Below are 13003 nucleotides of genomic sequence, written 5' to 3'. Positions count from 1 at the left end.
CTGCGAGGGGCTTATGGACGACCCAATCGACAATAAACCGCCAACCTTCTGGCAAATGCTGCACAGCGTCATGGCCGCAGCCTTTGGCGTACAGAGCGGCAAGAACCGCGCCCGCGACTTTACCCACGGCAAGCCCAGCCACTTTGTGGCCCTGGGCATCCTATTCACCGCGGTGTTTGCCTTGACCCTGTTTGGCATCGTCAAGCTGGTGCTGCACCTGGCCGGGGTTTAACGCAGCAACAGTTGCAAGCTGAATGGGTAACGGTAGGACGCGGGCTTGCCTACCGCTGACAATGCGCGAAAATCCACCGATGGCAGGGGGCCCGATAGCCGCCGTGCCTGGGCGGCGTCGATCAACTGGAACAACGCTTGCTGGCGGTTGCGGCCGCCACGGGCGCCGATATCGACCCCCTTGGCCTCATCATGGATCAACACCATCGCCCAGCCGCCCAGGGTGAAATGCCCCGCAACCAGGGTGCTAAGGCGCCCTTCAAGGCGCGCCGCGAGGATCTGTGGTGAGCTGTTGGCCGCACTAAACAACACGTCTTTGCCGGGTATTCGCCCATGGTCTTGCAGGGCCTGCATGGCACCCAATGCCATTTCATCGTTGGCCGACCAGACCAGCGCGGTCTGCGGGTAGCGCTTGAACAGCTGGCTGGCCTGCTCGAATGCGCGCTGGCGGCTCCACTCCCCGTACACCAACTGGCGCAGGCGCACTTCGGGGTGCTCGGCCAGGCCACGCTGCATGCCCTGCACGCGCAACTGCGCGACCGGCGTGGTCTTGGCGCCGGAAAACGCCAGCAGGTCAAGTGTGGTGCCCGGAGCGACGGGGCCGTGCTGGCGCAACAAGTCCGTGAGCATCAGGTAGCCCGCCTGTTCGTCGTCGGCAACCATCGTGCCAATCAAGCCGGTGTTGTTGTAGGCGTCCAGTAGCTGCACCTGGTCGGGCGTCAGCGCGCTGCTGACGATCAGTAACTTCACCCCGCTGCCCTGGGCCATGCGCATGATTTGCGGGCCGACGTACTGTTCGTTGACCAGCACTAGGTAATCAGGCCGTTCAGTGCCCAGCAGTGCCTCCCGCGCATGGTCCAGGGTGGCTTGGTTGTCGCGCTCGGAATAGCGCACACGCAAATCCAGGCCGAGGTCCTTGGCACCGGCCTGCATGAATTGCGCATAACTGACCCAGAAGGTTTCCGAGGACCGGCCAGGGTTGAGAAACACCACCGACGCAGCCTGGGCGATTGCCCCGTACGCCGACCCCAGCAACCACACACACGCCATCAGAACCTTCAACATGGTTGCCCGAACCTTGAATATAGAGCGCCATGATAGTGGCAATTAGATATTCAATCGAGGCTCAATCCACGTGCTGCTTTTACTGGTGGCTGACCCAGAACACCGCGGTTCCGACCACCAGGATAATCAGGAACAAAATTGCCCAGGCGTCCACGGTACTGTCGGGTTTACGGGCTTTGGTGGAATTGCTCATCGCATCGCCTCTTGTCGGTTTTATAGGTGACTGCACTCAGACTCGATCACAGTAAAGACCACACTTGCCCCTATGACAAATGTGGGTATGGCGATAACCGTTCTCATTAGTCAGTTTGGTTATTTACATATACCCAAACATCACTTTTGCGCATATACGCAAACTGGTATCGTGCGCCGGCTCCGTTGGGAGTGCGCGGCCGTGCGCGCAGATTTGCCGAGAACAGGACCTATATGTACGTATACGACGAATACGATCAGCGCATCATCGAGGACCGCGTCAAGCAGTTCCGTGATCAGACCCGACGCTACTTAGCAGGTGAACTGAGCGAAGAAGAGTTCCGCCCTCTGCGCCTGCAAAATGGCCTTTATGTGCAGCGCTTTGCGCCGATGCTGCGGGTGGCCGTGCCCTATGGCCAACTGACGTCGCGCCAGACGCGGATGATGGCCAAGATTGCCCGCGACTTCGACAAAGGCTATGCCCACATCAGCACCCGCCAGAACGTGCAGTTCAACTGGCCGGCCCTGGAAGATGTGCCGGACATACTGGCTGAACTGGCAACCGTGCAGATGCACGCCATTCAGACCAGCGGTAACTGCCTGCGCAACGTGACCACCGACCAATTTGCCGGCGTCGCTGCCGACGAGTTGATCGACCCACGGCCGTGGTGCGAGATCGTGCGCCAGTGGACCACCTTCCACCCTGAATTCGCCTACCTGCCGCGCAAGTTCAAGATCGCCATCAATGGCTCGACCTCGGACCGTGCGGCCATCGAAGTGCACGACATCGGCCTGGAGCCGGTGTACAACGCCGCCGGTGAGCTGGGCTTTCGTGTATTGGTCGGCGGTGGCCTGGGCCGTACCCCGGTGGTCGGCGCCTTTATCAACGAGTTCCTGCCATGGCAGGACCTGTTGAGCTACCTCGACGCCATCCTGCGGGTCTACAACCGCTACGGCCGTCGCGACAACAAGTACAAGGCCCGGATCAAGATCCTGGTCAAGGCGCTGACCCCTGAGGTGTTTTCCCAGAAGGTCGATGCCGAAATGGAACACCTGCGCGGCGGCCAGACCACCCTGACCGAAGCCGAAGTACACCGCGTCGCCAAGCACTTCGTCGACCCTGAGTACAAGGCCCTGAGCAATCAGGACGCCGAGCTGGCCGCACTCGACCAGCAACACCCAGGCTTCGCCCGCTGGCGCACGCGCAACACTCTGGCGCACAAGAAGCCCGGCTATGTGGCAGTGACCCTGTCGCTCAAGCCTACCGGCGTAGCGCCAGGCGACATCACCGACAAGCAACTGGACGCGGTCGCCGACTTGGCCGAGCGCTACAGCTTCGGCCAACTGCGCACCTCCCACGAGCAGAACATCATTCTCGCGGACGTTGAACAGAGCCAATTGTTCACCCTGTGGGGCGAGTTGCGCGAAGGCGGCTTTGCCACGCCAAACATCGGCCTGCTGACCGACATCATCTGCTGCCCGGGCGGCGATTTCTGCTCCCTGGCCAACGCCAAGTCAATCCCGATTGCCGAGTCGATCCAGCGCCGTTTCGACGACTTGGACTACCTGTTCGACATCGGCGAGCTGGACCTGAACATCTCCGGTTGCATGAACGCCTGTGGTCACCACCACGTCGGCCACATCGGCATCCTGGGCGTGGACAAGAAAGGCGAAGAATTCTACCAAGTGTCCCTGGGTGGCAGCGCCAGCCGCGATGCGAGCCTGGGCAAGATCCTCGGCCCATCCTTCGCCCAGGAAGCCATGCCTGAGGTGATCGGCAAGCTGATCGACGTGTATATCGAACAGCGTACCGAAGATGAGCGTTTCATCGACACCTACCAGCGCATCGGCATCGACCTGTTCAAGGAGCGCGTCTATGCAGCGAATCATTAAGAACAACGCAGTCGTCGACGAAACCTGGCACTTGCTGCCCAAGGACGCGAGCTTCGACGGCATCTCCAACTGCGACGACCTGATCGTGCCGCTGGCCCTGTGGCGCGAGCACGGCCACGCCCTCAAGGCCCGCGACGGCGGTTTGGGTGTATGGCTGGACGCCGATGAAGAAGCTGAAGAAATCGGTGATGACGTGCAGCACTTCCAGGTCATCGCCCTGAACTTCCCGGCCTTCACCGACGGGCGCAACTACTCCAACGCGCGCCTGCTGCGTGACCGTTATGGTTACAAGGGTGAACTGCGTGCCATTGGCGACGTGCTGCGCGACCAACTGTTCTACCTGCGCCGCTGCGGGTTCGATGCCTTTGCCTTGCGCGCGGACAAAGACCCGTACGAAGCGCTGGAAAGCCTCAAGGATTTCTCGGTGACCTATCAAGCGGCCACCGATGAACCCCTGCCACTGTTCCGCCGCCGCTAACACCCTGATAGGAGCGAGCTTGCTCGCAAAAAACCTGAACGATAACGCTGATATCCTGAATAAACGCGTTGTCCTCGAGTTTTTCGCGAGCAAGAACTAGGCGTCCCCCTCGCTCCTACAGTTGCATAGCCCGTGATCGACCGCCGCTTGACATTAAAGTTAACTTTAAGCTTAGCCTGAGGCCTCCCCTGCTCAGGAGTTAACCCATGTCACCGTTCGAACCGCTGCAACTGCCTAACGGCCAAGTCATCGCCAACCGCATCGCCAAGGCCGCGATGGAAGAGAACATGGCGGACCTGCACCAGGCACCGTCCCAAGCATTGAAGCAGTTGTACAAGACCTGGGCCGACGGCGAGCCAGGCTTGCTATTGACCGGTAACGTGATGATCGACCGCCGCGCCATGACCGGCCCTGGCGGTGTCGCGCTGGAAAACGAGCAACACCTGGCCAGTTTTCGTGAGTGGGCCGACGTAGCCCGAGCCAAGGGTGTGCACTTCTGGGTACAGCTCAGCCATCCAGGCCGCCAGACCATGGCCAACCTGGGCCAGCAAGCGTTGGCACCGTCCGCCATCGCGCTGGATATGGGCGGGTTTTCCAAGATGTTTGCCAAACCCAAGGCCATGACCGAAGACGACATCCAGGACGTCATCAAACGCTTCGCCACCAGCGCCCGCCTGGCCGAGCAAGCCGGGTTCACCGGGGTGCAGATCCACGGCGCCCATGGCTATTTATTGAGCCAATTTCTCTCGCCCTTGAGCAACCATCGCACCGACCGTTGGGGCGGCCCGCTGGAAAACCGTGCGCACCTGCTGCTGGAAGTCATCCGCGCCGTGCGTGCCAGCGTCAGCCCTGGATTTTGTGTGTCGGTAAAGCTCAACTCAGCAGACTTCCAGCGCGGCGGCTTCGATGAGACCGATGCGCGCGCTGTGGTGGAGATGCTCAATACACTGCCGATCGATTTGCTGGAGTTGTCCGGCGGCAGCTATGAAGCACCGGCCATGCAAGGTGAGGCCCGGGACGGGCGCACCCTGTCCCGTGAAGCGTACTTTCTGGATTTCGCCAGGGAAATGGCAACCGTCGCCAGCATGCCGGTGATGGTGACCGGAGGCATTCGCCGCTTGCCGGTGGTCCAGCAGGTACTGGACAGCGGCATCGCCATGGCCGGCATCGCCACCGCCCTGACCCTGGAGCCGCAGCTGATCAAGCAGTGGCGTGAAGGTCGCGACCTCAACCCACAACTCAAGCCCATGGAATGGAAGCGCAAACCCCTGGCCGCCCTCGCCACCCTCGCCGTGGTACGCAATCAGATGCGCCGCCTGAGCCGCGGCCGCCTGCCCAACCCCAACGTTGCGCCCTGGCTAGCATTGGCCTGTGACCAGTGGTTTATCGCACGGCGTACGCGGCAGTATCGCGCAAGCATGACGCAATCTTCACATTAAAGGCGGAGCATTCGCCGTGATTGAACTGTCCCCTACTGATCAGCAGTTTTTCAACCTCACTGACGATTGGAGTTCCTCATGGCGAAAATCAACCTGGCGCAGCAGTTGGCGACGACCCTGGAACAGGCGGGCATCAAGCGTATCTGGGGGCTGACCGGCGACAGCCTCAATGGCCTGACCGACGCCTTGCGCAGCATGGACAGCATCGAGTGGATGCATGTGCGCCACGAAGAGGTCGCCGCCTTCGCTGCCGGCGCCGAAGCGGCGGCCACCGGCGAGTTGACGGTGTGCGCCGGCAGTTGCGGGCCGGGTAACCTGCATTTGATCAATGGGTTGTTCGACTGCCATCGCAACCATGTGCCGGTGCTGGCGATTGCCGCGCAAATTCCGTCCTCGGAGGTGGGCCTGAATTACTTTCAGGAAACCCATCCCCAGGAACTGTTCAAGGAGTGCAGCCACTTTATCGAGCTGGTGAGCAACCCCGCGCAGATGCCTCAGGTGCTGCACCGCGCCATGCGTTCGGCGATCCTCAACCGCGGCGTAGCGGTGGTGGTGATTCCGGGGGATGTGTCGCTGTTGGAGGTGGAAGATAAGCTCAAGCCGTGGCCGGCCTTGCACGCACCGCGCACCGTGCCGGTTGAGCAGGACTTGCAGCGCCTCACCGACATGCTCCAGAGCAGCGAGAAAGTTACCCTGCTGTGTGGCAGCGGCTGTGCCGGTGCCCACGATCAGGTGGTGGCGTTGGCCGACGCCCTCGGCGCGCCGGTGGTGCATGCACTGCGGGGCAAGGAGCACGTGGAGTGGGATAACCCGTTCGACGTGGGCATGACCGGCCTGATCGGTTTCAGCTCCGGTTACCACGCCATGCTCGATTGCGACACCTTGATCATGCTCGGCACCGACTTCCCTTATCGCCAGTTCTACCCGACCGACGCCAAGATCATCCAGGTGGACCGCAACCCGCAAGCCCTGGGGCGCCGTGCGACCTTGGACCTGGGCATCGCCGCCGACGTCAGTGAAACCATCGCCGCGCTGCTGCCACGCCTGACCCGCAAGACCGATCGCAGCTTCCTCGAAACCTCCCTGAAACACTACGAAAAAGCCCGCCAAGGCCTGGATGACCTGGCGCAACCGTCCAAGGCTGGTCGGCCGATCCATCCCCAGTACGTGGCGCGCCTGCTCAGCGAGCTGGCCGATGATGATGCGATCTTCACCGCCGATGTCGGCTCACCCACTGTGTGGGCGGCGCGTTATCTGAAGATGAACGGCAAACGCCGGCTGATCGGCTCGTTCAACCATGGCTCGATGGCCAATGCCATGCCTCAGGCTATCGGTGCGCAGGCGGCATTCCCTGGACGGCAGGTGATCTCGATGTCTGGGGATGGTGGTTTCACCATGCTGATGGGGGATTTCATTTCCCTGGCGCAGCTGCAATTGCCGGTCAAACTGGTGGTGTTCAACAATTCGTCCCTGGGCTTTGTTGCCATGGAGATGAAGGCGGCGGGTTACCTGGACACTGGCACCGAGCTGAAAAACCCGGACTTCGCGGCCATGTCCAATGCCATGGGCATTTTGGGCATACGTGTGGAGCAATCCGAAGACCTGGAGCCGGCCCTGCGCCGTGCGCTGGCCCATGACGGCCCGGTGTTGGTGGATGTGGTGACCGCCACTCAGGAACTGGTGATGCCGCCGAGCATCAAGCTGGAACAGGCCAAGGGGTTCAGCCTGTATATGCTCAAGGCGGTGATGAGCGGGCGTGGCGATGAGGTTATAGAGCTGGCACGCACCAACTGGCTACGATAACCCCCTACTGTAGGAGCGAGCTTGCTCGCGAAGATCGTAACGACAACGCTGACATCCTGAATAAACGCGTTGTCCTGGAGTTTTTCGCGAGCAAGCTCGCTCCTACAGGGGCCGGGCTAATTTCAGCCCTTCTGTTTTTCCACCCACTTGCCGTAGGCATCGATGAACGCCTGCAGGAACGGCTTGGTCTTGTCCGACACCTTCCCCGCCTCATCGAACACACTGCCCGCCCCGCCAAGGTAGGCTTCCGGCTGCTGCATGCACCAAACATCCAGGAACACCAGGGACTGGCGCAGGTGGTGGTTGGCGCCAAAGCCGCCGATGGCACCCGGCGAGACGCTGATGATCGCCCCCGGCTTGCCGCTCCAGGCGCTTTGCCCGTAAGGGCGCGAGCCCACGTCGATGGCATTTTTCAAGGCCGCTGGCACGGAGCGGTTGTATTCGGGGGTGACGAACAGCACCGCGTCGGATGAACTCACTTGTTTGCGGAAAGTACTGTAGGCTGCTGGCGGTGTTGCACCGTCGATGTCCTCGTTGTAGAGCGGCAAGTCGCCGATTTCAACAATGTTCAACTTGAGATTGGCAGGGGCCAGTTCGGCCAGGGCCAGCGCGACCTTGCGGTTGATCGACTCTTTTCTCAAGCTGCCCACCAGGACGGCAATCGTGTAGACCTTGCTCATTGAGGTTTCCCGACTTCTGAATAAAGGAGCTTGTAGTTATAGAGGCTTCGCGGCGCGTTCACCAGAGGGTTGTGCGGATTCCCTCGACGTTTTCCTTGCAAGCGCCGGCGTAGGAAGCGTCTGAAAATATCAGCGAATAGTATTTTTTTCTTATAGGTAAACTACCCCGCTCCCTGACGGTCTACAGAACCGCAAATCGAGTGTTTATCTCCAGAGGTTCTAAACAGATGGCTGCAGTACTTGTTGGACAGTTTCATGCCAGAGACGCGGAAGGCCGCGTGTATTCGGTGCATGAGTTCCAGGAATCCAACCCGGCGCAAGGCGACCTGGCGGGATCGACGCCCACCACGACCTACAAGTTGGCCATTGGCGACCGTGTAGAAAAACTGGAAGGTGATGAGTTCAAACTGATCCAGTCGGGCACCATTCTCGTGCGCGAGTCCGAGACCACCCTCGCCTCATAACCGCTTGCCTTGTTCGCCTGCTCAGTCCTGGCGACTGGGCTGGGAACGCTCATGGGCGGCGGATCTGCGTTACCTCTATGCCCTGCTCGTCTTGCTTGAGCGTCACCAGCAACTGGCCGCGCTCCCCTTGCACCGTATACATCGAGCGCTTGTAACCCGGCGCGTTGTACGCGGGGTAAGCCTCGACCTCCCTGACCAGGGTAATCCCCACTACTGCGCCCACCTGCTCGTCCACCTGTTGCTGGGTGCGGATAAAGGCTTCCAGTGCGAGGTTGTCCGGCGTCGGTTCATCCTGATGATTGAAGAAGTAAGCCGCCAGGCCTCCCACGGTCATCAGGACCAGGAGTTGCTTGGCCGTTACCCCAAAGAACGTCGAGGGCAGAGGCATATGAGACCAGACCTGTTTTTTATTTTAAGTACCGGCAAACCGGCAGGGGGCGTTGCTGATCAGGCCGGTCATTCTAGTGGGGTCCTGGCTGAACGCCATAGCCCGGGACGACCCTGGCAGTCTTTTTTACGCACGAAGGCCTGCGCCATTGAATCCCCTGCGCACTGCACATAGACTCCGGCCATGCGTTTACGTCATATCGAAGTGATTCAGGCCATCTTGCAGACCGGCCACCTCGGCACCGCCGCCGAGTGGTTGCAACTCTCCGTGGGCGAAGTGGACGCCACCCTCAAGGACGCTGAGCAGCAACTGGGCTTCATGCTGTTCGCCAGCGTGCGCGGGCGCTTGCAGGCCACCCGGGAAACCATGGAGTTGCAGGCGCAAATCACTGCTCTGTACGAAGCCCTGGAGCCGCTGCAACGCCTTGCCAGCCGTTTGAAACACCACCACGCGCCGCCCTTGCGCGCCCTCTGCACGCCGCCGCTGGCCAACCAACTGTTGCCCCAGAGCATTGCCGCGCTGCGTCGACGCTTCCAGGACATGCCGTGCAACCTGTCGAGCCAACCCACTCGCGAGATCATCAACAGCCTGCTGTTGCATGAAGCCGATGTGGGCCTGAGCCTGCATGACCCTGAGCATCCACAGATCCAAAGCACGGTGCTGGCCCAAGGCAAATTACAGTTGCTGGCCCCCCATGGCTGGCTCAAGCCCAAGCAAAAATACATTGCGTTGCAGGACTTGGCCGGCCAGTCGCTGATCGGCCTGGAAGGCCATGACCCGCTCAGCCGCCTGCTGGATGCCAAGCTGCAAGCCCTGCGACCACTGCCCGTGGTGCAGACGCGGGTGCAAACCTACCCGATGATGCGCGGTCTGGTGGAAGCCGGAGAGGGTCTGGCGATTGTCGACCCGTTTACCGCCTTGGGTGCACGCGAGTCCGGGCTTGATGCGTGCCCGGTGTCACCACCGATAGTGGTCAGCCTGTATGCACTGACCTTGAAAGACCCGACGCCCTCACCGGCATTGAATGCGCTGCTGGAGATCGTCATCCAGAAAGCCGAAAGCCTGCTAGGCAACGACACCAAGCCCCTGTAGGAGCGAGCTTGCTCGCGAAAAACCCACAGGCGCCGCGTTACATCAGGATGAGCGTGTGATCGTTCACGTTCTTCGCGAGCAAGCTCGCTCCTACAGAGATCAGTCCGCTTCTGCTTTGAACAACCGATACCAGAAAATCGCAACCTCGCGGGTTTGCGGGTCAATCCCGCGATAACGCAGTTGGTCAATGCCGCCCATCACATAGCCACAACGCTCATACAGGCGACAGGCACCGAGGTTGTTGTTCTGAGTCTCGAGCATCATGCCCGGCAGGTTTTTCTTGCGGGCCCAGAATTGCGCCACGTCCAGCAGTGACTTGGCCACGCCATGTCGGCGCGCCGGCGACGCCACGGCCAACTCGTCAACGTGGGCAAAACCGTTCCAGTTGGTGCTGACCACAATATGCCCCACGGCACAGTCATCCAGGTACGCCATGAAGATCGAGCTGTCGGCGGCGTCACGGAAACTGGCGAACTCCTCCGGGTCGATGCCATAGCACTTGCGGTAAGGCAACACGCGCTCCACTGGCCATTGGTCAACGCGCTGGCCCATTTGCGGCACCCCATAGGCGCTGACTTCAAAGCTGAAATCGTTGCCCCACACATAGGCGTCAAAACCTTCGTCGGCGACTCGCACACTGAGTCCTGGATACTTCGGGTTCATTACAGCTTGCATAACCTTCCTTAACCCTTGATGCAGTCGACGGTATAACGACGGCCACTGCCGTCATCTTCGTGTTGCAGCCCATGCACATCCGCGACAAAACCGGGGAAACTGCTATCGAACGTGCGGGCAAATGCCAGGTAATCGATGATCGAACGCGTTGACTCGGTGAAGCGTTCGCCAGGCATGATCAGTGGAATGCCCGGCGGGTAAGGCACCAGCATCACGGCGGCGATGCGTCCTGCCAAGGCATCGATAGAGACCGCCTCCACCTCGCCCCTGACCAACTGGTCGTAGGCATCAGCGGGTTTCATCGCGATTTGCGGCAATACCGTATACATACGCTTGAGGTGCCTGGCCGTGGCATTGCTACGGTAACAGCTGTGCAACTGGTCGCAAAGGTCGCGCAGCCCCAGGCCTTGATAACGCGCCGGGCCTTGGGCATACACCGATGGCAAGCAACTGGCCAGGCTGACATTGGCATCGTAGCTACGCTTGAACTCCAGCAGTTCGGTGAGCAAGGTGCTCCATTTGCCTTTGGTAATGCCCATGGAAAACAGCACGAGGAACGAATACAGCCCAGTCTTCTCCACCACCAGCCCGCGCTCCCACAGGAACTTGCTGACCACTGCGGCGGGAATCCCGCACTCGCTCAAGGCCCCGCCGGCGTTGAGGCCAGGCATCACCAGCGTGACTTTGATCGGGTCCAGCAGCACGTAGTCTTCGACCACGTCGCCAAAGCCATGCCATTCATCCCCAGGGTGCAACAGCCAATCCGCCGTGGCGACCCGGTCGATGCCTGCGACCGAGGGTGGTTGCCAGATGGAAAACCACCAGTCCTCGGCCGCGATATGTTGGCGCAAGTTAGCCAGGGCGCGACGAAAACTTAAGGCCTCATCGAACATTTCCTGGAGCAGCGAGCGCCCGGCCGGGCCTTCCATCATCGCCGAGGCCACATCCAGCGACGCGATGATGCTGTATTGCGGCGAGGTGGAGATGTGCATCATGAAGGCTTCATTGAAGCGGTCACGGTCCAGTTGCCGTGCGCCACCGTCCTGCACGTGGATCATCGACGCCTGGCTGAACGCAGCTAGCAATTTATGCGTACTGTGGGTGGTGAACACCAAGGGGCTGTCCGGCGTGCGCGAGGTGCCCATGCCATAGCGCCCGGCGAAAAACTCGTGAAAGGCGGCGTAGGCGTACCAGGCCTCATCGAAGTGCAGCACCTCGACACTGCTGCCCAACTGCTGCTTGATCAGTTCGGCGTTGTAGCACAGGCCGTCATAGGTGGAGTTGGTCACCACCGCCAATTTCACTTTCGGTGGTCGCCCTCGGGTCAAGGGGCTGGCGTCGATCTTGGCGCGGATCGACTCAGGGCTGAATTCGCTCAAGGGGATCGGGCCGATGATCCCCAGCTCGTTGCGCTCCGGGCACAGGTAGAGAGGGATCGCGCCGGTCATGATGATCGAATGCAACACCGACTTGTGGCAATTGCGGTCCACCAGCACCAGGTCATCGCGCCCCACCATGGAATGCCAGACGATCTTGTTGGCGGTGGACGTGCCGTTGATCACGAAGAACGTATGGTCGGCGCCAAAGTTACGCGCAGCGCGGGCCTCGGCTTCGGCCAACGGCCCGGTGTGATCGAGCAGCGAGCCCAGCTCGGGCACCGATACCGACAAGTCCGAGCGCAGGGTGTTCTCCCCAAAGAACTGATGGAACGCCTGCCCCACCGGGCTTTTGCGATAGGCCACGCCACCGCCATGGCCGGGGGTGTGCCAGGAATAATTGGAGTCGGCGGTGTGTTGCACCAAAGCCTTGAAGAACGGCGGTAACAGGCCATCCAGGTAAGTGCGTGCGGCGCGGGCGACTTGGCGCGCCAGAAACGGCACGGTGTCTTCGAACAGATAAAGGATGCCGCGCAGTTGGTTGAGCTCGCTCATGGCATCGGCAGGGGCGTTTTCCAGGGTGACTTGCTCGCCCAGCGCAAAGATCGGCAGGTTGGGTGCGCGCAGCCGCGCCAGGCGAATCAGCTCTACCATGTTTTGCAACAGATGGGTGTTTTCCCCGGCGCCTTCGGCGGCGATCAACATGCACGCCAGACCGTGATGGGTAGCGGCCACCAGCCGCCCCTCGGGGTAGTCCACCGCAGAAAAAATACTGAAGCCCTCCTGTTCCAACTCCCTGGCGATGCCTCGAACCCGGTCACCGGCAACGGTGTCGGCCTTGATATCACGGTGCACGATCAGAACGGGGAACTTCAGGTCTTTGTACATGAGCACTCTTACTCCGGAGGCTTTGCACAAGGGTAGAAGCTGGAAGTAAAAGTGGCGAATGAAGATTTCACAGGCGGCCGAGAGGTATCTCATAACTTCGGTACGGGGCTGAACCTGTGGCGAGGGAGCTTGCTCCCGTGACGACCTGCCTGCCGGGCCATACCTACCTGACACCCCGCGATCAAACTGTGGGAGCGGCCATAGGTATCTACACAATTTTGTCGGTTGCAGCAACCAACGCTAACCACGATGCGAAGCGAGTCGCTCTTGCTCTTGATCTGCTTTTGATCTTGATCTCAGGCGCCCCGTTAAACCACGCTGGCCGGAATTCGACAGGGA

At 60.5% G+C, this 13003-nt stretch carries 13 protein-coding genes; 8 read left to right on the top strand and 5 right to left on the bottom strand.

All coding sequences use genetic code 11. From position 1 onward, the window contains the following. The first annotated feature begins 13 nt into the window (after positions 1–13). Positions 14–232 (top strand): DUF2970 domain-containing protein, encoded by a 219-nt coding sequence (locus DK871_RS11605; RefSeq protein ID WP_161905125.1) that lies wholly within the window; start codon positions 14–16, stop codon positions 230–232. Here DK871_RS11605 and DK871_RS11600 read toward each other — a convergent pair. Next, positions 229–1296 (bottom strand): ABC transporter substrate-binding protein, encoded by a 1068-nt coding sequence (locus DK871_RS11600; RefSeq protein WP_161905124.1) that lies wholly within the window; start codon positions 1294–1296, stop codon positions 229–231. The two genes, DK871_RS11605 and DK871_RS11600, sit on opposite strands and share 4 nt — an antisense overlap. Before the next feature lie 426 nt (positions 1297–1722). On the opposite strand from DK871_RS11600, the gene DK871_RS11595 reads away from it, so the two are divergent. The 4 genes from DK871_RS11595 to poxB all read left to right on the top strand — a co-directional run bounded on the left by DK871_RS11595 (position 1723) and on the right by poxB (position 7101). Then, positions 1723–3381: a nitrite/sulfite reductase gene (locus DK871_RS11595; RefSeq protein WP_161905123.1), complete on the top strand. Its 1659-nt coding sequence runs from the start codon at positions 1723–1725 to the stop codon at positions 3379–3381. Continuing rightward, complete coding sequence (locus tag DK871_RS11590) at positions 3365–3859, top strand: DUF934 domain-containing protein (RefSeq protein ID WP_044273390.1); 495 nt, start codon at positions 3365–3367, stop codon at positions 3857–3859. The genes DK871_RS11595 and DK871_RS11590 overlap by 17 nt, the downstream gene beginning before the upstream one ends. A gap of 206 nt (positions 3860–4065) precedes the next feature. Further along, the gene (locus tag DK871_RS11585; RefSeq protein ID WP_161905122.1) at positions 4066–5298 is read left to right on the top strand and encodes an NADH:flavin oxidoreductase/NADH oxidase family protein; all 1233 of its coding nucleotides are present in this window, start codon (positions 4066–4068) and stop codon (positions 5296–5298) included. Positions 5299–5376: 78 nt separating this feature from the next. Continuing rightward, a complete protein-coding gene (gene poxB / locus DK871_RS11580) occupies positions 5377–7101 on the top strand; it encodes a ubiquinone-dependent pyruvate dehydrogenase (RefSeq protein ID WP_161905121.1) in 1725 nt (574 codons plus the stop codon). 122 nt (positions 7102–7223) lie between these two features. On the opposite strand, the gene DK871_RS11575 is transcribed toward poxB, so the two are convergent. Next, entirely contained in the window at positions 7224–7781 is a 558-nt protein-coding gene (locus DK871_RS11575) for an NADPH-dependent FMN reductase (RefSeq protein ID WP_003190705.1), read from the bottom strand. Positions 7782–8008: 227 nt separating this feature from the next. Here DK871_RS11575 and DK871_RS11570 point away from each other — a divergent pair, with 227 nt between their 5' ends. Further along, positions 8009–8245, top strand: a complete 237-nt coding sequence (locus DK871_RS11570; RefSeq protein ID WP_032874044.1) for a hypothetical protein — start codon at positions 8009–8011, stop codon at positions 8243–8245. A 49-nt stretch (positions 8246–8294) separates the two neighbouring features. Here DK871_RS11570 and DK871_RS11565 read toward each other — a convergent pair whose 3' ends face one another. Continuing rightward, positions 8295–8633, bottom strand: a complete 339-nt coding sequence (locus DK871_RS11565) for a hypothetical protein (protein WP_161905120.1) — start codon at positions 8631–8633, stop codon at positions 8295–8297. Between the two features lie 183 nt (positions 8634–8816). On the opposite strand from DK871_RS11565, the gene DK871_RS11560 reads away from it, so the two are divergent. Continuing rightward, positions 8817–9725 (top strand): LysR substrate-binding domain-containing protein, encoded by a 909-nt coding sequence (locus DK871_RS11560; protein ID WP_161905119.1) that lies wholly within the window; start codon positions 8817–8819, stop codon positions 9723–9725. Positions 9726–9824: 99 nt separating this feature from the next. On the opposite strand, the gene DK871_RS11555 is transcribed toward DK871_RS11560, so the two are convergent. Together DK871_RS11555 and DK871_RS11550 are read right to left on the bottom strand one after the other, a co-directional pair. Further along, on the bottom strand, positions 9825–10400 hold the full coding sequence (locus tag DK871_RS11555) for a GNAT family N-acetyltransferase (protein ID WP_161905118.1): 576 nt from the start codon (positions 10398–10400) through the stop codon (positions 9825–9827). 8 nt (positions 10401–10408) lie between these two features. Beyond that, positions 10409–12664: an Orn/Lys/Arg decarboxylase N-terminal domain-containing protein gene (locus DK871_RS11550; protein ID WP_161905117.1), complete on the bottom strand. Its 2256-nt coding sequence runs from the start codon at positions 12662–12664 to the stop codon at positions 10409–10411. Between the two features lie 137 nt (positions 12665–12801). Here DK871_RS11550 and DK871_RS28760 point away from each other — a divergent pair. Beyond that, the coding region (locus DK871_RS28760) for a hypothetical protein (protein ID WP_218581399.1) at positions 12802–13003 on the top strand (202 nt) is incomplete at its 3' end.

The organism is Pseudomonas sp. L13 (genome assembly GCF_009935965.1).
GTDB lineage: Bacteria > Pseudomonadota > Gammaproteobacteria > Pseudomonadales > Pseudomonadaceae > Aquipseudomonas > Aquipseudomonas lactis.
This window is presented reverse-complemented; position numbering and strand designations above follow the sequence as displayed.

Bases quoted from the DNA above. Each gene is read 5' to 3' on its own strand.
- DK871_RS11605 (WP_161905125.1), top strand. From the start codon at position 14: ATGGACGACCCAATCGACAATAAACCGCCAACCTTCTGGCAAATGCTG.
- DK871_RS11600 (WP_161905124.1), bottom strand. From the start codon at position 1,296: ATGTTGAAGGTTCTGATGGCGTGTGTGTGGTTGCTGGGGTCGGCGTAC.
- DK871_RS11595 (WP_161905123.1), top strand. From the start codon at position 1,723: ATGTACGTATACGACGAATACGATCAGCGCATCATCGAGGACCGCGTC.
- DK871_RS11590 (WP_044273390.1), top strand. From the start codon at position 3,365: ATGCAGCGAATCATTAAGAACAACGCAGTCGTCGACGAAACCTGGCAC.
- DK871_RS11585 (WP_161905122.1), top strand. From the start codon at position 4,066: ATGTCACCGTTCGAACCGCTGCAACTGCCTAACGGCCAAGTCATCGCC.
- poxB (WP_161905121.1), top strand. From the start codon at position 5,377: ATGGCGAAAATCAACCTGGCGCAGCAGTTGGCGACGACCCTGGAACAG.
- DK871_RS11575 (WP_003190705.1), bottom strand. From the start codon at position 7,781: ATGAGCAAGGTCTACACGATTGCCGTCCTGGTGGGCAGCTTGAGAAAA.
- DK871_RS11570 (WP_032874044.1), top strand. From the start codon at position 8,009: ATGGCTGCAGTACTTGTTGGACAGTTTCATGCCAGAGACGCGGAAGGC.
- DK871_RS11565 (WP_161905120.1), bottom strand. From the start codon at position 8,633: ATGCCTCTGCCCTCGACGTTCTTTGGGGTAACGGCCAAGCAACTCCTG.
- DK871_RS11560 (WP_161905119.1), top strand. From the start codon at position 8,817: ATGCGTTTACGTCATATCGAAGTGATTCAGGCCATCTTGCAGACCGGC.
- DK871_RS11555 (WP_161905118.1), bottom strand. From the start codon at position 10,400: ATGCAAGCTGTAATGAACCCGAAGTATCCAGGACTCAGTGTGCGAGTC.
- DK871_RS11550 (WP_161905117.1), bottom strand. From the start codon at position 12,664: ATGTACAAAGACCTGAAGTTCCCCGTTCTGATCGTGCACCGTGATATC.